Annotated in this window: 13 protein-coding genes and 3 tRNA genes; 8 read left to right on the top strand and 8 right to left on the bottom strand. The window is 72.8% G+C overall.

What is annotated here, in order from left to right; translation table 11 throughout:
- Positions 1-43: 43 nt before the first annotated feature.
- The gene (locus OG302_RS28245; protein WP_371529340.1) at positions 44-1,483 is read right to left on the bottom strand and encodes an FGGY-family carbohydrate kinase; all 1,440 of its coding nucleotides are present in this window, start codon (positions 1,481-1,483) and stop codon (positions 44-46) included.
- Positions 1,484-1,545: 62 nt separating this feature from the next.
- Positions 1,546-1,848 (bottom strand): YtxH domain-containing protein, encoded by a 303-nt coding sequence (locus tag OG302_RS28250; RefSeq protein ID WP_361057864.1) that lies wholly within the window; start codon positions 1,846-1,848, stop codon positions 1,546-1,548.
- Between the two features lie 178 nt (positions 1,849-2,026).
- Between OG302_RS28250 and OG302_RS28255 the strand changes: the two genes are divergently transcribed.
- From OG302_RS28255 to OG302_RS28270, 4 genes are all read left to right on the top strand, one after another.
- Positions 2,027-2,099 (top strand) — tRNA-Asn (locus OG302_RS28255).
- A 5-nt stretch (positions 2,100-2,104) separates the two neighbouring features.
- Positions 2,105-2,177: transfer RNA gene (locus OG302_RS28260), tRNA-Asn, on the top strand.
- A gap of 176 nt (positions 2,178-2,353) precedes the next feature.
- Positions 2,354-2,427: transfer RNA gene (locus tag OG302_RS28265), tRNA-Ile, on the top strand.
- Positions 2,428-2,618: 191 nt separating this feature from the next.
- Complete coding sequence (locus OG302_RS28270; RefSeq protein ID WP_371529341.1) at positions 2,619-2,852, top strand: hypothetical protein; 234 nt, start codon at positions 2,619-2,621, stop codon at positions 2,850-2,852.
- 43 nt (positions 2,853-2,895) lie between these two features.
- Here the strand turns inward: OG302_RS28270 and OG302_RS28275 are convergent, their stop codons facing one another.
- Positions 2,896-4,497, bottom strand: a complete 1,602-nt coding sequence (locus OG302_RS28275; RefSeq protein ID WP_371529342.1) for a GAF domain-containing protein — start codon at positions 4,495-4,497, stop codon at positions 2,896-2,898.
- A 190-nt stretch (positions 4,498-4,687) separates the two neighbouring features.
- Positions 4,688-5,725, bottom strand: a complete 1,038-nt coding sequence (locus OG302_RS28280; protein ID WP_371529343.1) for a rod shape-determining protein — start codon at positions 5,723-5,725, stop codon at positions 4,688-4,690.
- A gap of 235 nt (positions 5,726-5,960) precedes the next feature.
- On the opposite strand from OG302_RS28280, the gene OG302_RS28285 reads away from it, so the two are divergent.
- On the top strand, positions 5,961-7,238 hold the full coding sequence (locus tag OG302_RS28285; RefSeq protein WP_371750254.1) for an MFS transporter: 1,278 nt from the start codon (positions 5,961-5,963) through the stop codon (positions 7,236-7,238).
- A 6-nt stretch (positions 7,239-7,244) separates the two neighbouring features.
- On the opposite strand, the gene OG302_RS28290 is transcribed toward OG302_RS28285, so the two are convergent.
- From OG302_RS28290 to OG302_RS28305, 4 genes are all read right to left on the bottom strand, one after another.
- A complete protein-coding gene (locus OG302_RS28290; protein WP_371529344.1) occupies positions 7,245-11,459 on the bottom strand; it encodes an SAV_2336 N-terminal domain-related protein in 4,215 nt (1,404 codons plus the stop codon).
- Between the two features lie 311 nt (positions 11,460-11,770).
- The gene (locus OG302_RS28295) at positions 11,771-12,787 is read right to left on the bottom strand and encodes an AAA family ATPase (protein ID WP_371529345.1); all 1,017 of its coding nucleotides are present in this window, start codon (positions 12,785-12,787) and stop codon (positions 11,771-11,773) included.
- 51 nt (positions 12,788-12,838) lie between these two features.
- On the bottom strand, positions 12,839-14,548 hold the full coding sequence (locus OG302_RS28300; protein WP_371529346.1) for a trypsin-like peptidase domain-containing protein: 1,710 nt from the start codon (positions 14,546-14,548) through the stop codon (positions 12,839-12,841).
- Entirely contained in the window at positions 14,545-14,991 is a 447-nt protein-coding gene (locus OG302_RS28305; protein WP_371529347.1) for a CU044_2847 family protein, read from the bottom strand. The genes OG302_RS28300 and OG302_RS28305 overlap by 4 nt, the downstream gene beginning before the upstream one ends.
- Before the next feature lie 205 nt (positions 14,992-15,196).
- Between OG302_RS28305 and OG302_RS28310 the strand changes: the two genes are divergently transcribed.
- The 3 genes from OG302_RS28310 to OG302_RS28320 all read left to right on the top strand — a co-directional run bounded on the left by OG302_RS28310 (position 15,197) and on the right by OG302_RS28320 (position 20,146).
- Positions 15,197-18,931 (top strand): S8 family serine peptidase, encoded by a 3,735-nt coding sequence (locus OG302_RS28310; RefSeq protein ID WP_371529348.1) that lies wholly within the window; start codon positions 15,197-15,199, stop codon positions 18,929-18,931.
- Positions 18,932-19,329: 398 nt separating this feature from the next.
- Complete coding sequence (locus tag OG302_RS28315) at positions 19,330-19,695, top strand: DUF488 domain-containing protein (protein WP_371529349.1); 366 nt, start codon at positions 19,330-19,332, stop codon at positions 19,693-19,695.
- Positions 19,696-19,837: 142 nt separating this feature from the next.
- Entirely contained in the window at positions 19,838-20,146 is a 309-nt protein-coding gene (locus OG302_RS28320) for a hypothetical protein (RefSeq protein ID WP_371529350.1), read from the top strand.
- Positions 20,147-20,258 lie beyond the last annotated feature (112 nt).

A 20,258-nucleotide genomic window follows, 5' to 3' on the forward strand; every position in this document is an offset into this window, starting at 1 on the left:
CCGAGTACAGAACGGCTCCCGGCGCCCCCTGACGGGGCGCCCCTCAGTAGCCGCTCGCCTCGAATGCCCCGGGATGGGTCTGCTCCCGCACGGTCCGGTACTGCTGTCGCACCGCCTGCCCCACGGCGTGCTCGTCGCCCGGCTCGAATACCTGCGCGGTCGCGCCCTGCCAGTAGGGCAGTTGGCCGTTCAGCGCCCACGCCGCCTGCCGCGCCGCACCGATCGCCGCGTAGTCCGCTGGCTGCGGCACCACGACCTGCGTGCCGAACAGCATCGGCGCCGCGGCCTGCACCGCCGGCAGCTCGGCCGCCGCGCCGAGCAGGAAGACCCGGCGCACCTCCACGCCCCGGCCCCGCAGTACGTCCAGCGCGTCCCCGAGCCCGCACAGCATGCCCTCGAAGGCCGCCCGCGCCAGATGCTCGGGCCGCATCGACTCCCGCCGCAGCCCGGTCAGGGTGCCCGCCGCGTGCGGCAGATTCGGCGTTTTCTCACCCTCCAGATACGGCAGGAGTACGAGCCCGTGCGCTCCCGGCGTCGACTTCATGGCCAGCTCCGAGAGCCCCTCCAGATCGGCCACCCCGAGCATCTCGGCCGCGCCGCGCAGCACCCGCACGGCGTTCAGCGTGTGCACCACCGGCAGATGCATGCCGGTGGCGTCCGCGAGCGAGGTGATCGTCCCGCTCGCGTCGACCAGGGCCTCGTGGTGCACGGCCATCACGGACCCCGAAGCCCCCAACGAGACGACCGCGTCGCCCTGTTGGACCCCGAGCCCGAACGCCGCCGCCATCGTCTCGCCGGTCCCCGCCGAGATCAGCAGCCCCTCGGGCGTCGTCCCCGCCGCCTCGGCGGGACCGATCACCTCGGGCAGCATCGCCTGGTGGCCGAGCGCGAGCTCGACGAGATCGGGGCGGTACGTACCCGTCGCCGCCGACCAGTAGCCGGTCCCGGAGGCCCCGCCCCGGTCGCTCGTGCGCCGCGCGGGCCGCCCGAGCAGCTGCCACACCAGCCAGTCGTGCGCCTGCATGAGGGAGGCGACGCGCTGGGCCGCCTCCGGCTCGTTCTTCGCCAGCCAGCGCAGCTTCGTCACGGGATGCGCCGCCTGCGGGACGCAGCCGACGGCCTGCGCCCAGGCCTCGCGGCTGCCGAGCCCGTCGATCAGGTCGGCTGCGGCGACCTGCGCCCGCCGGTCGTTGCCGACGAGCGCGGGCCGCACGGTGTTGCCGTGCTGGTCCAGGGGGATGACCGCGTTCTGCTGCGCCGAGACGCCGATCGCCTGTACGCCTTCGAGCAGCCCGCCGCCCGCTGCCTCACCGAGCGAGAGCAGCCAGGCCTGCGGATCCACGTCCGACGGACGGCCGCCGCCATCGGGGCCTTCCGTCGGATGCGGGGCATAGCCCTGCTTGAGTACGGCGCCCGTGTCCGCGTCACAGACCACGATGCGCGTGAAATCGGGCGAACTGTCCAACCCTGCGACTATCCCCATGCCAGGAATTCTGCCGCACCGCGCGACGTGTCCCGTACCTCAGCTCCCAGGAGCCGCCCCGGTCACGTATTACTGGTGCCCCAGTCGTCCTCGCCACTGCCCTGCCCGCGCTCGCGCAGCGACCGCACCCGGTCGGCCACCGAGTCGGGGACCCGGTCGCCGACCTTCTCGGACACGGAGTGGAAGGCCTTGCCCGCCACGTCGCGGCCCTGCTGTGTCGCGGACTCCACCGTGTTGCGCACGGCCGGGTTCTGCGCGAACTCGCGGGCGGACTTCTTCAGCTTCTCGTAGCGTTCGCGGCCTGCCCGGGTACCGAGCACGTACCCGAGAGCCACTCCCGCGACGAATGTGAGCCGGTAGCGCATGGCTGCCACCCTTCCCTTGCCTCGGCATCGATCGTCTGTTCGCTCGTCTGTTGCCCCGTGGGGGCGGTGGGGATACCGATTGGCGGAGCACCCCCCTGCTTGCGCTAATGTATGTGTCGCAGCGACCGCCCGCCGCCTGGAGAGTTCCCAGGTAGCTGCGTTCGATGCAACGAGACGATCCCCTGTAGCTCAATTGGCAGAGCAGCCGGCTGTTAACCGGCAGGTTACTGGTTCGAGTCCAGTCGGGGGAGCTCGGTCTCCTGTAGCTCAATTGGCAGAGCAGCCGGCTGTTAACCGGCAGGTTACTGGTTCGAGTCCAGTCGGGAGAGCTGTGAGGAAGGACCCCTGGGATTGCCCTCAGGGGTCCTTTTTCGTGCCTGGTGGAACCATGCGGGCAGCACTGCGGTCCTCATGGTCGAGCGATGCCGACCATCCGAAGCAGGAGATCGTATGAGCGGCTATGCTGCGGCAGACGGCGCGCACAAATGTGCGCGACGCGCCGTTAGGGGCGGTAGCTCAGCCGGTTAGAGCAGCGGACTCATAATCCGTCGGCCGTGGGTTCGAGTCCCACCCGCCCCACCGAAGCGCTGGGGCGCAGGAACGATTCCACCTGCGTCAACAGCGCAAACCTCCCCGTCCTTCTCTTTGAAGTGACGCGCGGGTGAGCTTCAGGCCCGGGATCCGGGGCAGCAGGGCCTCATGAAGATATTGATCGTCCTGGTGGTCATCGGCCTGGCAGCGGCCTGGTACATGCAATCGCGGAAGCGTCGGTGAACGCGCACGCCGGATCCACGGCGGCCGTGCCGGTGGCCGTGCATCCGCCCTCGGGCACCGGAGGCCGCCGGGTGACGGTCCACGGGCAGATCCTCGGCCTCGCGCACTCGGACGCGGACGTGGTCGAGTTCCTGCGGGTGGCCGGGCTGCCGGACGCGGAGGAACTCCTGGACGATCCCGCGTGGGTGACGTGGCGCGGCGGCCCTTCGCACCAGTACGAAGCGGCTTAGGCAGGGCCCCTGCCCCGGGCGCACGGCCGCCGTCCAGAGCCGTCTAGAGCGGTGCCTGCCAGGTGGTCGTCGTGCCCGATCCGACACCGTCCGTCGTGCCGTCGTCGTAGACCGTCAGACGTACGCCCGTCCGGCCGTCCGGCAGCGTCGCCCGCGCGTCCACCGCCACCTCGATGCGCGTCACGTCGGGGCGGCGTGACGCGGCGGCCAGGGCGCGGCGCAGGGCGGCGAGGAGATGGCCCGCCGCCGGGTCCGTGACGCGGGCGTCGACGGCGCCGGTGAAGTGCACGGAGGGCTGCACGCCGACCACGGCCGCCGCGCCCGCCGTCTCGCGGAGCACCTTGCCGCGGAACGTGGTCGGGGCGTCGGCCGGCGGCTGCTGGAGCGCGAAGATCGCCGTACGGACCTCCTGGATCGTCGACTCCAGCTCGTCCACGGCCTGGTCGAGCGTGGACTCCACCTGGGGCGAGGTGTCCCTGCGCCGGGTCGACTCCAGCATCATGCCGGTGGCGAAGAGCCGCTGGACGACGAGGTCGTGCAGGTCGCGCGCGATGCGGTCGCGGTCCTCGAACACCGCCAGGCGCTGCCGGCTCTGCTGGGCGTCCGCCAGGACCAGGGCCAGGGCGGCCTGTGAGGCGAACTGGGTGGCCAGGAGACGCTCCACGGAGGTGTAGGGGCGCTCGCCCCTGCGGCGGGGCAGGGCGAGCGTCCCGATGAGCCGCCCGCCCGCCTGGAGCGGCAGCATCATGCTGGGCCCGAAGTTGGTCCGCACGTGCGTGGTCATCCTGGGGTCGGTCGCGGAGTCCTCGATGAACACCGGCTCACCCCCGAGCAGTTGCTCGAGGACCGCGCTGCCGGGCTCGATGGTCGTGCCGATGAGGTCGTTCTGAAGGGCGTGGGGGTGGGCCTCCGCCTCGCTCGGGGGCGTGATGCCGTCCTCCGCCTCCGTCGCCGCCGCGACGATCCGCATGCCGCCCTGGTCCGTGGGCTGCAGGATCACCCCCGCCGACGCGCTCGCGAGGATGCGGGCCTGCTCGGCGACCGTCATCAGGGCGTCGGCCGCCGGTTCGCCGGTCAGCAGGGCCGTGGTGACCGCCGCCGCGCCGTCGATCCACCGCTCGCGCTGCCGGGCCGCCTCGTACAGACGGGCGTTGCCGATCGCGATGCCCGCCTGGCTCGCGAGGACGCGGAGCAGCTGGAGGTCGTCCTCCGTGAAGCGGCCCGTGCGCTTCTCGGTGAGGTAGAGGTTGCCGAACGCCTCGTCGTGGACGTTCACCGGCACGCCCAGGAAGCTGTGCATCTCCGGGTGCCCCGGCGGGACCCCGCACGAGCGCGGGTCCGCCGTCAGGTCGTCCAGGAGGAGCGGCCGTGGCTCGCGGATCAGGGTGCCCAGGAGACCCGAGTGGCCGTCGGGGAGGGGGCCGATGCGTTCGCGCTCGGCCGTGGTCAGGCCCGTGGTGAACAGGTCGGTCAGCTTGCCGTGCCCGGGGTCGATGACGCCGAGCGCGCCGTACCGGGCGCCGGTCAGCTCGGCCGCGCTCTCCACGATGTGCTGGAGCGTGGTGTGCAGTTCGAGGTCCGAGCCGACGCCCAGCACCGCGTCCAGGAGGGGCACGAGGGGCAGCGGCAGGTCGTCGCCGTTCATCGCGCGGCGCCGCTCGGCCCCGGTCCCGCCCCGCCGCCTCGCGCCTTCTTGACCAGGCTCAGCAACGAGACCACCGTCCACGCCCCCTCCAGAAGCAGAAATCCCCACTGACGTTCGTACAGAGCATCGCCCGCGGTGAGCCCCGAACCGGTGAAGTTCAGCCAGAGACAGGGCCGGCGGAAGCCCTGGGTCAGCCGGAGAGCGGGTTGAGCACCAGGGGCTGGATCTTGCCCTCCAGCATCGCCCCGAGCCCGAGCACGGCACACACGTCGGGCCGTTCGGCGATCTCCACCGGCATCCCCGTCGCGTCCCGCAGCATCTGGTCGAGCCCCGGGAGCAGCGCGCTGCCGCCGACCATCATGATCCCGCGATCGGCCAGGTCGGCCACCAGGTCCGGCGGGCAGTCCCGCAGCACCTTGCCGATGCCGTCCAGTACGGCGGTGAGCGGGGTGTGGATCGCGTCGCGGACGGCGGCGGTGTCGACGTGCACCGACCGGGCGAGGCCCGTGGCCACGTCACGGCCGTGGATCTCCGTCGACTCGGGCCCCTGTGACGTGAGGCCGTTGCCGCGCAGGGCGAGCTGGAGCGGACGTACCGACTGGCTGGGCAGCATCAGCTCGTGGTGGTGGCGCAGGTGCTGGACGATCGCGTGGTCGATGGCCTCGCCGCCGACCGGGATCCGCTGGGCCGTGACGATCGACCCCAGGGACAACACCGCGACCTGCGTGGTCGCGGCCCCGCACACCAGGATCATCGTCGCTTCCGGCCGCTCGACGGGCAGCCCGCAGCCGACCGCCGCCGCGATGAGCGTGTCCACCAGCTCGACCCGGCGCGCCCCGAGCCCGACCATCGTCTCGACGGCGGCGCGCTGCGCCAGCGGGTCCGCGTCGTGCGGCGTGCAGGCGGCGGCGCGCAGCCGCGGCTTGCGGCGCAGGGTGCGGCGGAGCTTCTCGCCGAGGAGGTGGCGCAGCATGCGCTGGGCCATCTCGATGTCGACGACGGTGCCGCCGGAGACCGGCCGTACGACCCGGATGTAGTCCGGCGTACGTCCCGTCATCTGCTCGGCGAACTGGCCGACCGCGATGAGGGCGCCCGTCCGGGTGTTCACGGCGGCGGCGCTGGGTTCGTCGACGACGAGACCCGCGCCCTTCACGAACACCCGGGTCCTCGCGGCACCCAGGTCGACGGCGATGTGGCAGCGACGCAACTGCTCCAGACTGACGGTCATGGCAGATCCTCCCGAGAGCGCAGACCGTACGGACCGTCGGACGACGGTCCTGTCTCGCATCGTGCGGTGGCCGCGGGCGGCGCGCGCGTTGGGCTGAGCCGGGCGGGGCGCCGCCGCACGGGTGGTCTTGATCGCGTCTGGGACGGCGAAGTTAGCATCGCGTGTGACGCATACGCCCCCGGAAGAAGACGAAGCCGACGGCTCCCACATACCCGAAGCCGACAACAGCCCCCCGCTGCCCCCGCTACCAGTGGAGCCTCAGGGGCCCGTCACGAAAAGGCGGATACTCGCCGATCTGACTCCTTTGCGTACGTCCGTCGACTACCGCCGCCTCTGGTTCGGCAACACGATCTCCTGGATCGGCCAGGCGATGACCGCGCTGGCGGTCTCCCTCCAGGTCTACGACATCACGCACTCCAGCTTCTCGGTCGGCCTGGTGGGACTCTTCTCGCTGGTCCCCCTCGTGGTCTTCGGCCTGTACGGGGGCGCGATCGCGGACACCGTGGACCGGCGGAAGCTGGGCCTGTTCTCGTCGCTCGGCTCGTGCGCCCTTTCGGTCGCGCTGGCCGCGGGTGCGTTCGCCGGCTTCCACCACGTGTGGTTCCTGTACTCCGTGGTCGCGCTGCAGGCGGTCTGCGGGGCGCTGAACTCGCCGGCGCGCTCGTCGATGATCCCGCGGCTCCTTCCGGCGGAGCAGCTCCCCGCCGCCAACGCGCTGTCGTCGATCACCACCACTGGGGGCACGATGCTCGGCCCCATGCTGGGCGGGCTCATCGTCGGCCTGTGGGGCTATCAGGCGGCGTACACGGTGGACGCGGTGGCCTTCAGCGCCTCGCTGTACGCGATGTGGCGGCTGCCCGCGATGCGGCCGGAGGGCTCGGTGGAAGGCGTGCGCAGGAAGCGGGCCTCGGTCATCGACGGCCTGCGGTTCCTGGCCACGCGGCCGAACCTGCGGATGACGTTCTTCACGGACATGTGCGCGATGGTGCTCGCGCATCCCCGGGCGCTGTTCCCCGCCGTGGCGGTGGTGTGGTTCGGGGGCGACGCGAAGACGGTGGGCCTGCTTGTCGCCGCGCCCGCGGTCGGCGCGCTGCTCGGCGCGGTGTTCTCCGGGTGGCTGGGCCGGATCCGGCGGCACGGCCTGGCGATCCTCCTCTCGGTGGCCGGGTGGGGCACGGCGATCGCCGTCTTCGGCCTGACGCGGAACCTGTGGCTCGGGCTGTTCTTCCTCGCGCTCGCGGGCTGCGCGGACACCGTCTCGATGGTGTTCCGGAGCACGATGCTGCAGGCGGCCGTGCCGGACGAGATGCGGGGGCGGCTGCAGGGGGTCTTCATCGTGGTGGTGGCGGGCGGACCCCGGCTCGGGGACTTCATCGCGGGGTCGGTGGGGGATCTGGGATCCCCGGGCCTCGCGGTCGTGGGCGGCGGCATCGCGTGCGTCGTCGCCGTGGGGCTGCTGGCGCTGCGGTGGCGGAGGTTCGCCCGGTACGACGCCAGGGCGCCGGAGGCGTGAGGGGGGTCAGGTGGTGTCGTTCGGCCTGAGGTGGTTCCACGTGCCGCGGGTCGCGTCGATCAAGGGGGAGAGCGAGGTCAGCGTTTGCTCGCAGCCGTCCGCCTGGAGCCTGCGGTAGGACTTCTCGTCCCGTCGGAAGCCGATGAACGGCAGCCCGATCCGCCGTGCGGCGAGCAGCTCCGCCGACGAGGAGCCGACCATCACGCACTGCCCCGGATCGGTCTCCAGGGCCAGGAGCGCGCGGCGCAGGCAGTCGGGGTCCGGCAGCAGGGGCGAGTTCCCGCGGCGGCCGTGCGTGCCGCCGCCGACCATGGCGGCAAGGCCCCGCCTGGAGAGCATGTCCGCCATGACGCCGGACTCGCAGTCCCCGGCGACCGCGACGCGCAGGCCCTTGGACATGAGGGTGTTCAGGAGCTGGGGGAGGTGCGGCGTCGGCCGGGCGTTCGTCAGGCTCTGCCGCTCGATGTACAGGAGCCGCGTGCGGAGTTCGTCGGCCAGCTCGTGGCCCTGGTGGGCGCGGAGCAGGTCCATCGGGTGCACCGAACCCTCGTACCCTTCCAGCTCGCCCGGCAGCGGCGCCCTGCCCTCCAGGGCGCCCCCCACCTCCCGCGACTCCGTGATGGGGCCCATCAGGTTGAGGGCGGCGGCGCGCGCCTGCGAGGCGGAGTAGAGCGGCACGACCGGGCCGTCGAAGCCGAGGATCACGGCGCTGCGATCGGCGAACAGGGCACGCAGGGCGGCGGGGTCGGCCGTGCCCGATGGCACGGGTTCCGCGGTCGCGGTGACCTCGCAGTACCAGTCGTCGGACTGCGGGACCGGCTCGAACCGGGCGTCGCCCCCGCGGCCCGAGCGGCTGAGCCTGTCGTGCAGGTCGTTCGAGACGATCACGGTGGCGCGGCTGCCGGGGCGGTGGAAGAGGTGCCGCAGCTCGTCGGGGAAGGTGAGGGCGGAGACCGTGGGGTCGGGCTCGTGGGTGACGGTGACGCCCAGGCCGATTTCCGGCAACTCGGCGAGAGCCGAGGGGAGTTGCTGGATCGTCGCCGTCAGTGCGTGCAGGACGTGGACCTCCGGGGCGATGGCCACGTCCCAGCCGCGGGCGCGGGGTCGCAGCTCGAAGTGGTCGGGGCCGATGCCGCCCGTGATGAGGAGGTGCGAGATCGCCCGGCCCAGCTTGTGCAGGGTCTCCGGCTGGGTTCCCGAGGGGCGGGTCAGGTACTCGAAGGTGAGGGTCGTAGCCGGGGGTGTCGGCTGGTCGTCCGGCAGTTCACGGTTGACGCCGAGGTCGTCGAGCTGGGCGCTGGGCAGTTCCTCGTGGGGGGCGAGCACCTCGTCCTCGGTGTGGGTGAACTCCTGGAGCAGTTCGTCCAGTTCCGTCTGCTCCTGCTCGGTCGCGCCGAGCTCCCGGTTCAGCTCCAGCTGCGTGTGGAGGAGGGACTGCCGCAGGCGGTCGATGTCGGCGCGGGCGGCCTGGGCCGCCGGGCCGGGGATGCCGTCCAGCGGAGTGCCGCGCCACAGGCCCAGGGCGGACCGTACGAGCTCGCGTGCGCGGGTGAAGTCTCCCGCGAAGCGGGCGTCACGGGCGTCGTCGTGCAGTCGCTGCAAGCGGAACAGGTCGACGACGTCGGGGCCCGTCGGGAGGGACAGCGAGTACATGCCGCTCCCCGTCACCACGGAGTCGGGGCCGAGCGCGTTGCGCAGGCGGGACGCGTACGTGCCCAGGAGCCGGGACGCGTCGGCGGGCTCGGCCCCCGCACCCCACAGGCCCTGGATCAGCTCGTCGCGGGACACGCCTCGGCCGCGCCGGAGCAGCAGCATGCAGAGCATGGCCTGCTCCCGGCTGCTGCCGGTGGCGAGCGGGCGGCCGTCGCGGGTGACGCGCAAGGGCCCCAGCAGGGAGTACGTGCGCTCGCGCGACTCGGGCGCGGAGAGCTGGGTGAGCCGCCGGAGGGCATCGCGCCGGAGCTCCGGGTCGCTGGAGGCGAGGTTCACGACGGCCGGCAGCAGCGTCTCCCCGATGCTGCGGCGCTCGGGTGCTCCGGGCGGACTCGTCGGGTTCAGCCCGGCGGCTCCTTGGGTGCCGGCGTACATGTGGCGTACGAGGAGGCCGAGCGCCCCGAGGTCGGCGGAGCCGCTCTCCTCGTCGTACGGGATGAGCGTGAAGCCGCACAGGACGGCGCCCCCTTGTGGCGGGAGCAGCACGAAGACGGGGGAGAGCGCGCCATGGGTCAGGCCTTCGGCGTGCAGGGCGGAGATCGCGCGGGCGAGCGGCGGGATGAGGTCCAGGAGGAGGGGGACGGGCAGCCCGTGCGGGTGGTCCGCGAGGAGCTCCGCGAGGGTGCGGCCCTCGACGAACTCCATGACCACGTACGGAACTTCACCGTTCGCGTAGTCCAGCACGGCGGCCACCTGCGCGTGGCGGAACCGGGACAGCTGCCGTGCGGCCCGGGTGAAGTCGAGGCGGAGCCACTGCGGTGCCTGCGGGTAGCGCTGCACCACCACGGGTGTTCCGTCCCGGCGCAGATCCTCCGCGAGCCACACGTTGCCGCTCTGCCCGATCTGCCGCACCATGCGGTAGCGGTCACCGAGAAGCCGCGGGTCACGGCCGCCGCCGCCCAGTTGTCGCACGCTCTCCGGGGTGACCGAAGCGAAGGGGTCGCCCACCGGGGTCTTCGGTCCGGTGCCGCCCCCGGAGGCGGTGTCACCCCCGGAAGCGGCCACCGCCCGCAGCTCCCCGGGGGCCGTCCCCGCCCGATCGTCGATCAGCCCGCCCACCCGGGCGAGGAGTTCCCGCGTACGACCGCGAGCGGTACGCGGCAGAGTGCGCAGCAGCAACTCCCGCACCCCGTCGCGGAATTCGTACGACCCGGGGCCCGTGTCCGAAGCCAGCATCATCCCGCTGAGGATCACCTCCGCGAGGTGTTGGGGGCGCGGGTGTTCCTCCACTGCGGCCTGTACGAGCCGCATCACCCCCAACTGCGGCTCGCCCACGGCCAGATGGCCCGCCAGGCGGAAGGCCGCCGGGGACGCCGTGGAGCGGAAGCGGAGTACGAGGTCCTCGGCGGTGAGGTCGCCGATGTCCGAGGCATCGGCATCGAACGCCGGAGGCTGCGGGCCGGGTCCGAGCCACCCCACCGCCCCCGGCAGCTGCGCCCCGCCCGCGTCCGCCACCAGCGCAGCCCAGTGGGCGAGCCACGGTCCGGCGGGTTCCAGGACCGGGACCGGCATCGCCCCGGCGGGCGGCGCGTCCGAGGCGGCGTACGGCGTGAAGGTAAGGGCCGCGGACGGCGAAGCCGGGTGGGGAGCCGACAGCGAGCCGGGGGTCGTGGGCAGCGCCGTGGTGCGCCAGAGGCGTTCCGGCAGTGGCTGGATCACGGCCACCGGCATCCGCGCCGCCCAGCGCCGCAGCGTGCGGTACCAGCGGGTGCCCGCCGCGCCCTGCCGCCACTGCGGGCCCATGCAGTCGCTGATCACGAGGGTGACCGTGCGGCCCGACGCGGGGGCGTGGGCGGCCTGGGGCGGCACCGTGCCGTCCGGCTCCGCCCGGTGCAGCTCCACCGTGCGGAAGATGCCGGACTGGGCGAGCGCCGTGTGGAGTTCGTGGACCAGGGGGCGCCAGATCGGCATCGTGGGGCCCGCGTCGTACACCAGGCACAGACGCAGCCAGCGCTCTTCGGCGGGCCGCAGGACCGGAAGCCAGCCACGCGGGTGGCCGCCCAGGCGGGCGATGCGGTGGGCCGTGGCCTCCTCGTCGATGACCTGCCCCACGGGGGAGGGGACGCGGCGCTTCAGGGGACGCAGGGCGCGTTGCAGCGTGAGGGGGTGCGTCACCATCGGGGGGACGGGGACCCGGACCGGGGTGTGAGCGGTCGCGTCCGGTGCGTCGGGGGTGCCCGACGGGACCGCAGGCGTGGCGGACGCCCCCGCGGCGTCACGGCCCGCCGGAGCAGGCAGCCGCAGCGGCACCCGGTCGTCCGGTGCGGGGGCAGGCGTGGGCTCGGCGGGCTGTGGACGCGGCGGGTCCTCCGATGGCGGCGCGGGTGGCGGCCCGGACGGCACGACGTCGGAGGCATCCGGCGGCGTCACCTCGCCGCCCATCTGCCCCGCGAGCCACAGAAGTTCGGCCAGCTCGACCGACGTCGGACGTGCACCGCCCGCCGCCTCCGCAAGCAGATCGGCGAGCCGCGCGACGGGTCCCCGCCGCGGGGGCGGGTCAGCGCGCATAGGGGTCCGTTGCCTGTGTCAGGTAAGGCGCCAACTGCCATGCCGGCCAGCGGCGTTTCGCCGGCTCGGCTGATGTCAGGCATGCGTCGTCCGCCGCCTCCGTGGTGGGGAGACAGGCGAGCTGCGCGCCGGGGCCCCGCCGCGGAGGCGGGGCAGAGGGGTGGGAATCTGCGGCCCGTGTCAGATGTGGCATCAACTTCCGTGTCAGTAACGGGTGTCGGGTCGGCTCGGTCAATGTCGGACGTGCACCGCCCGCCGTCTCCGCGAGGAGATCGGTGAGTCGCGTCACGGGGCCCCGGTGCCGGGGCCGGTCAGAGTGCATTCGGGTCCAGGTCTGCGGCCTGGGTCAGATACGGCATCAGCTGGCGGGCGAGTTCGTCGCGGGAGGTCGCGTCGAGGCCTGCCGCGCCGGTCAGGTAGATCGCGTTCAGGAGCTGGTCCGTGGCGAGTTCGCCGCCGGTGCCGCGTTCCAGGAAGCGGGCGATGAGCGTGCGGGCGTAGGCGTCGGGCTCGCCGAGGTGGGCCCGGACGATCTCCTCCAGGTGCTCGTCGCGCGGCTGGCGCAGGCGCAGCGTGACGCAGCGGCGCAGGAACGCGGGCGGGAACTCGCGCTCGCCGTTGCTGGTCAGGACGACGAACGGGAAGGCCCGGCAGCGCACCCGGCCGCGCTCGACCGTCACCGGGTCGTCCGAGCCGTCGGCCAGGAGCTCGGCCTTCGGGGTGTGCTTGGCGATCCGTACCAGCTCGGGGATCTCGTACTGGCCCTCCTCCAGGATGTTCAGGAGGTCGTTGGGCAGGTCGAGGTCGCTCTTGTCGATCTCGTCGATGAGGAGCGCGCGGGGCCGGCGGTAGGGGAGGAGCGCGGTGCCGAGCGGGCCCAGGCGGAGGTGGTCCTCGACGCCCGCGCCGTCCCGCGCCGCCCGCGCTCTGGGCGCGCGCCCCGCCGCGTAGAGGCGCGACAGCGGGTCGTACTGGTAGAGGCCGTCGTGCAGGGCGCTGCGGCTCGTGATGTTCCAGCGCAGGACCGGGCCCAGGCCCAACTCCCGTGCCACCGCGTACGCGAGGCTCGACTTGCCGCTGCCGGGAGGGCCCGTCACCAGGAGCGGGCGCCGCAAGTACAGCGCGGCGTTGACCAATTGGACGCAGGTCTCCGTGGCCCGGTAGGTGTGCGCCCGGTGCACGCGGTCCGGGGAGGTCGCCGAGCCGTCGTCCGTGGGGGTGTCGAGGACCGGGCCGCCGTCGAAGGCGCGCCAGGGCGGCGGCTCGGGCAGCTCGTTGATCCCGTCGTGGGGCTCGTTCGTGCCGGTGTAGACGGGCCACAGGGACATGATCGGGGTTCTCCGTATTCGGGTGTCGGACTCAGGCGTACCGCGACGGGCTCAGGCGACGGGGGAGCGGTGGTGGGCGGCGGGTGCGTCGGGGAAGCAGCGCGGGTCGTCCCAGAGGAGCTGGACGTCCCGGGCCCAGTGCGTGTCCGGCTCGTCCGACGCCTCCGCGGTCTCGCGCAACGTCAGGATGGTGCGGGGGAGTTCGGCGGGCGGACGGCCTTCGACGTGGGCGGCGATGCGGTCGAGGAAGTCGGAGCCCGCGCAGCTCGTGTCGCTCCGGTGGCCGGGGTCCGCGCAGCCCGTGCGCGGCCACAGGAGGACCGGCACCGGCGCGGTCAGCGAGACGTCGAAGTGCGTCACGTCGGCGTCGGGCCCCGCGCGGTCGGCGCGCGGCGGCGCCGCGAACCCCGCCAGATCCGCGCCGTCGCGCCGCAGCCGGAACCGCAGCTTGTTCGGCTTCTCCTGGGTGCCGCACTCGACGCGGTGCAGGACGGTCGTGTGCCGCTCGTCCAGGTGCTCCCACTTGCGGGCGAGGCGGTGGCGCAGGCCGCCCTTGCGTCGGGACCGGTCGGTCACGACCAGGGGGTACGAGCAGCCGAGCGGGGTCGGGTCGTCGGCACCGCACTCCCACTGGGCCACCGGCCAGTTGAGCAGCGCCCGGGGCAGCACGAACGCCAGCAACTCGTCCGTGCCGGGAGCGAGATGGGAGAAGGCGTCGTCGACGAGCTCCTGGACGTACGCGCGGACGTGACCGGCGGGCAGGGTGTGCGAGCCGACGGGGTGGCGCAGGCCCTCGCGGTACGCGGACACCTCGACCAGGAGCTGGTCGTCGCCCGCACCGCTGTGGTCGATCTCGACGAGGATGGGGGACCAGGCCGGTAACGCGCCGGGTTTCGGTGGGGCGGGGGCCGACGGCGCTTCGAGCAGGCCCGCGAGTCGGTCGGCGAGGCGCGCCACCGCGTCCGGGTCGTCGACCTCCGAGAGCACGTACCAGGCCGCCGACCAGAGCGAGCCGAAGCCCTCCGGCGGCACGGGCGGGCCGAGCGGGCCCACCGCGTCGCGGTACAGCCGCTCCGGGTCGCGGGCCGCGCCGGTGTCCGCCGCCCGGTCCACCAGGGCGCGCAGCCGTTCCTTCGCGGCCCGCTGATGGCCGGGGGTGGGGACCAGGTCGCCGAGCGGCGGCCAGTAGCGGGCCATGACGGAGGTGGGCAGCATCCGGCCGTTGCGTACGCCGCTGGACGCGCGGGTGGCGGCCGACACCATGCCCACGACCCGGTTGCTGTCCGCGAGGGCCACCGCCGCGCCGCTGAACCCCGGTGCCAGGGGCTGCCCGTGAGCGCTCCATGCCTCCAGCTGGACCCACTCGTCGGCGATCCGCTGGGCGGCGGTCGCGCGGTACTCGGCGAGGGTGCCCTCGCGGTACCCCTTGGGGAATCCGTACGCGAGGAGCCGTGGACGGGGTTCCGTGTACGCGTCGTCGGGCGCCGCGAACTCGGCGGGCCGCACCGGCACCGCGTGCTCCAGCTCCAGGACGGCGAGGTCGCCCACGTCGTCGCCGTGCCCGTCCCAGCCGCCGTGCGCCCCGACGGCGGCGCCCACCGTGCCGAGGTCCTCGCGGTGCGGGAAGGAGACGGTGACAGGCGCGCCGCCGCTGCCGCGGACGACGTGCGCGCAGGTCAGCACGTGCCGCTCGGACACGAGAAACCCGGCGCCGACTTCGCTCCCGCACGCGATGCGGGCATGCCACGATGCGCTGCTCATGGGGCGGGGGTGGCCTCCGACGGGGCGGGGGCGGCCTCGGGTGCCGGCACGGTGGCGGGGCCGTCCGGCGTCCACGCGAGGCGCACCACCAGGTGGCCCTCCGCCGTGCCCTTCACGATCACCGCGCCCGCCTCCGCCGACATCCGAACGCCGAACTCGATCTCCACCGAGTCCGGGCGCAGGGTCCCGTCGCGGAACACCCGCAGCGCGGACTCCGCCGCCGCGCGCGCCCCGGCGAGCGACTCCTCGAAGGTGCGGACCGCCCGGACCGGTCCTTCGCCGCGTGAGACGAGGTGCGAGCCGTGCATGTCCTCCACGTCGGCCAGCACGACGTGCGTGCCGTCGTCGGTCGCGAACTCCACCAGATCGTCCATCAATGCCCCCGTCGAGCCCGTGCCGCGCCTGCCAACTGCATTGTTGCCGACGGCCCTTGTGGCTGTCATCCAACTCCCGGGCGACAGGCGCGCACCTCCCGGGCGACAGGCGCGCACCTCCCGGGCGACGGGCGCGTACGCGCGGGGCTGGCGGGAAGGTGCCCTGGCGGCTTCCCGCCAGCACCTGGCAACACCCCGGCAACACCAGCCCCCGGACACTCTTCGCAGCACCCGGGAACCACCCCCGCCCGGGTCCGACGAAGAGAGGGCACCCATGACCCGATCACCCGCGTGGCGAAGAGCCAGGCTGCTGCCGGCCGTCGGCCTCGCGTTCGCGCTGCTGCCGGCGGGGCAGGCCGCTACCGCGGCTCCTTCCGGCGTGCCGCAAGGGCGGGCCACCGCTGCCACCCCCGCCGCCCGCGCCGCGCACACCGTCACCCTGGTGACCGGCGACAAGGTCACCGTCACGGAACTCGGCGGCGGCAAGAGGACCGTCACCGTCGACCGGCCCGCCGGGGCCACCGGAGCCGTGCGGAGCGAGATCACGGGGGACCGCATCACCGTCGTACCGGACGAGGCGCGGCCCTATCTGAGCGCGGGCACCCTCGACAAGCGGCTGTTCGACGTGACGGAGCTGATACGGCAGGGGCTCGGGGACGAGAAGGGCGGTGCGCTGCCGCTCATCGTCACGTACGAGAAGGCCGCGCGGCGCACCGCCGGCCCGGCGGTCCCCCGTGGCGCGGACAAGGTGCGCTCGCTGCCCAGCGTGGGCGGCGTGGCGGTGAAGGCGGCCGAGCCCGGCACTTTCTGGCGGGATGTCGCGCCGGATGCGGGCAAGCCGGCGCGTACGAAGGCGGGTTCGGACGGCGGACTCGCCGACGGCATCGAGAGGATCTGGCTCGACGGGCGCGTCGACGCCGACATGGCGCAGAGCAACGAGCAGATCGGCACCCCCAAGGCCTGGGAGGCCGGACTCACCGGCAAGGGCGTGAAGGTGGCCGTCCTCGACACCGGCGTCGACGGCGGCCACCCCGGCCTCAAGGACCGGGTGGACGCCACCAAGAGCTTCATCCCGGGCGAGGAGGTCGCCGACCGCAACGGCCACGGCACCCATGTGACCTCGACCGTCGGCGGCAGCGGCGCCGGGTCCGAGGGCAACAAGGAGAAGGGCGTGGCGCCCGGCGCCACGCTCTCCGTAGGCAAGGTGCTCAGCGACGAGGGATCCGGCAGCGAATCGCAGATCATCGCCGGAATGGAGTGGGCGGCCAAGGACGTCGGCGCCAAGGTCGTCTCGATGAGCCTCGGTTCGCAGGAGGCGAGCGACGGCACCGACCCGATGGCCGCCGCCGTCAATACCCTCTCGAAGGACACCGGCGCCCTCTTCGTCATCGCCGCGGGCAACACCGGCGCCCCTTCGTCGATCGGCTCGCCCGGCGCCGCCGACTCCGCGCTGACCATCGGCGCGGTCGACTCCGCCGACCAGGCCGCGTACTTCACCAGCCAGGGCCCCCGGCACGGCGACAACGCCCTCAAGCCCGACCTGTCGGCACCCGGCGTCGACATCCTCGCCGCCCGCTCCCAACTGGTGAGCGGCGAGGGCTACTACACCGAGATGAGCGGTACGTCGATGGCGACCCCGCACGTCGCGGGCGTCGCCGCCCTGCTCGCCGAGAAGCACCCGGACTGGAGCGGTGCGCGCCTCAAGGACGCCCTGATGTCGACGTCCGTACAACTCGACGCGTCCGCGTATGAGTTGGGTTCGGGCCGAGTCAGCGTGCCCGACGCGATCGACGCGCGGGTCACCGCGAGCGGCAGCGCCGACCTCGGGTTCTACTCATGGCCGTACGGCGACAACAAGCCCGTCACGAGGACGGTGACGTACTCCAATTCATCGGCTGAGGCGGTGGAGTTGAGCCTCGCCGCCGAGGGCGCGGCGGAGGGGGTCGCGACCCTCGCCGACAAGACGCTCACCGTCCCGGCACACGGCACCGCGTCGACCACGGTGACCGGCGACGGAGCGAAGGCGCCCGTCGGCAGCGCCAGCGGCCGCATCGTCGCGAGCGCCGCCGGGAAGCCCGTCGCGCACACCGCGTTCGGCCTGGTCAAGGAGGAGGAGCGGTACACGCTCACCGTCCACGTCAAGGACCGTGACGGCGCCGCGACCGCGGCCGGTCTGGTCTACCAGCGGCTCGCGGAGCAGGTCGACCCCGTCCAGGCGGAGGTCGGTGACTCCGGAACCCTGGAGCTGCGCCTCAAGCCCGGCACGTACGCCCTCTCCTCCTTCCTCGACGTGCGCGGCGGCAAGGGCAAGGACTCCCTGGGCCTCGGCTTCCTCGCCGCACCGGAGATCGTCCTCGACAAGGACCGTGAAGTCACCCTAGACGGGCGGAAGTTGCGTGAGGTCGGCGTGGACGTCGGCAAGCGGACGGAGACCCGTCAGCTCCTGATGGAGTACGACCGCCGGGCGAACGGAGCCGCTCTGCAGGGCGCGGTCCAGGTGCCCGTCACGTACGACAGCGTCTTCGCCGCCCCCACCGACAAGGTGACCGACGGCAGCTTCGAGTACCGCACCGTCTGGCGCCTCGGCAAGCCGGCCCTGGACGTGAAGGGCCTCGGCCAGGTCGTCGCGCAGCCCGGCGGCACGGTGAGCGACGGCCGCGGCAAGCTGCCGATCGTGGACGTGGGCGGCGGCACGGCGGCCGAGTACGCGGGCAAGAACGTGCGGGGCAAGGCCGTCATCGTGCGGCGCGACCCCGGCTCGGACGCGACGCCCGCCCAGCTCGGGCAGGCCGCCCAGGACGCGGGCGTGAAGGCGCTGTTCGTGACGGACGACGCGCCGGGCAGGCTCAATGCCTGGTTCGGTACGCACGACAACGCGGACCGGCCGCTCCAGATCGGCACGGTCGACGCGGCGGACGGCGCGCGGCTGCGCGCGGCGGCGAAGTCGGGGCGGCCCGTGGAGACCACGGCGACCTCCCGCACGCCGTACGTCTACGACGTGTCGGAGGGCCACAAGGGCGCGGTGCCCCGCGACCTGACGTACGAGCCGTCGAAGCGTGAACTGGCGTCACTCGACACGAAGTTCCACGCGGTGAAGCCGGTGGCGGGCGGTGAGTTCCGCTACTCGCTGACGGACACCTTCTCCGTCGGGATCGGCTTCCAGGAGAAGATCGACTACCCGGTGGAGCGCACGGACTACGCGTCCACGGGTGCCGGGCAGCTGTGGCACGAGTCGGTGTCGTCCGGGCCGGGCGCCCTGGAGGAGCGGAGCGGCCTTGTCAGCTACCGGGGCGGCAAGCGGGGCGAGCTGAACTGGTTCAAGCCCGTGTGGCATCCGTGGCTGGGGACGGGCCTCGGCTGGGGGCAGCAGCGGTACGGGAACACGCTGGAATTCAATGTGCCCGGGTGGGGTGATTCCGGGCCCGACCACACGGGGTTCGGCGATGTGTGGAACGAGGACTCGATGACGCAGTTCAGCGAGGTCTACGCGGACGGGAAGCTGGTCGACCGCAAGCAGAGTTCGGGCGTGTACGTGTGGGACGCGGATCCGGCGCTGACGACGTACAAGGTCGTGACGGACACGACGCTGGATCCCGAGCGGTGGCGGCTCGCCACGAAGGGCCACTCGGAGTGGACCTTCAGGTCCAAGGAGACGCCGGGCGACCGGAGGGCCTTCCTGCCCCTGCTGAACCTCGGGTTCGACGTGGACACGGACCTCGCGGGCAACGTGCGGGGCGGGCGCTCCCTGGATGTCGGGATCTTCTCCGAGTACGTCAAGGGAGCGGCGGACACGGGATCCATCGGAGGCGGCAAGCTGGAGGTGTCGTACGACGACGGGAAGAGCTGGACCGGGGTGAAGCTGGACCGTGAAGGCGGCAAGGCGGCAGCCTGGGGCGGGAAGCTGAAGGTGCCTTCCTCCGCCGAGTTCGTCTCGCTGCGGGCCTCGGCTCGCGACGACCGGGGCGGGTCGGTCACGCAGGAGATCATCCGGGCGGTGGGGGTGCGGTAGCGGAGGCCCCCGCGAGGCTCATCGGACGGCCTCGACGCGGCGACGCCGCCTCCCGTGGGACGGGGAGGCGGCGTCGCTGTGAGTACTTCCGGGTGACGTCAGACCAGCCAGCCGAGGAAGTGGGCGAGACCGGCGACGACGTCAGTGATGAGGTTCATGGTGGTGCTTCTCCTTGTGGGACTTTCTCAGGATGTTCCAACTCCCGGACCCCGTATGGGACATGGACCGGGAACGCGGCAACTACGGTCTGCAGCCCGTCGCTTGCGCACCGTAATCATCGTCAATCACAGAGGTCACATGCAATCCCTGGCGTAACGATCACCTGTTCCAGGGAACAACTGCTCCCTTGTTCGCATTTTCGAGATGCGGGGGGCCTGGCGGGGCGCGACGATGGGCCCATGAAGGCTGCCGAGACGTTCCCCGTGCGCCGTGTGTACGACCCGCCCGGCGAGGAGGACGGCGTGCGCGTCCTGGTCGACCGGCTCTGGCCGCGCGGCGTCTCCAAGGAGCGGGCGGCCGTCGACGAATGGCCCAAGGAGGTCACGCCCTCCAGCGAGCTGCGCACCTGGTTCCATCAACACCGGGACCAGCACGAGGAGTTCGACCGCCGTTACCGCGCCGAGCTCGCGGGGCCGGAGCAGCAGGACGCCCTCCAGCACCTGCGCGACCTGGCGGCCGCCGGAGTGGTCACCCTGGTCACCGCCGTGAAGGACGTGGAGCACGGCCATCTGCCGACGCTGCGGGCGGAGTTGACGGAGGGCTGAACCGGTCAGGCCGGGGGCGCACGGCGCGCGAGCCGGCGGCAGGTGCAACCGCGCGCCGGACACTTGGTGTGCCTGATCGGCTACTTTGGGTGACTCCAGCGGACCGCGTCGTGAGCGGCCGCACGGCGGATGGAGTCTCAACATGATGCGACACACGATGCGAGGACGCGTGGCTGTGGCCCTGGGGGCGCTCGCGGCCACCGTGACGCTGACGGTCGCGGTGCCGGGATCGGCGTACGCGGCGCAAGGTGTCCTGATCGTCAATGGCAACGAACACGGGGACTCGAGCGGCTGCTACGCCATCGACCGGTTCCCGTCCTCGGTCACCAACCACACCGACGCCATCGCCGAGGTCCATTCGGGCCCCGACTGCTCCGGCCAGGTCGAATGGCTGGTCTACCCGGGCGAGACGTACCGCACGGAGACGGCCCAGAGCGTCTTCATCCTCTGAGTCCGGCCCCACCAGATCCTCCGAGCTCTAGAAGGCGACCACCCCGCCAAGGACGGCGGGGCGGCGGGCGCAGGTCTGCGGTCCTACGTGTTGCCCGGTGGAGCGGTGGCCG

Source organism: Streptomyces sp. NBC_01283, assembly GCF_041435335.1.
GTDB lineage: Bacteria > Actinomycetota > Actinomycetes > Streptomycetales > Streptomycetaceae > Streptomyces.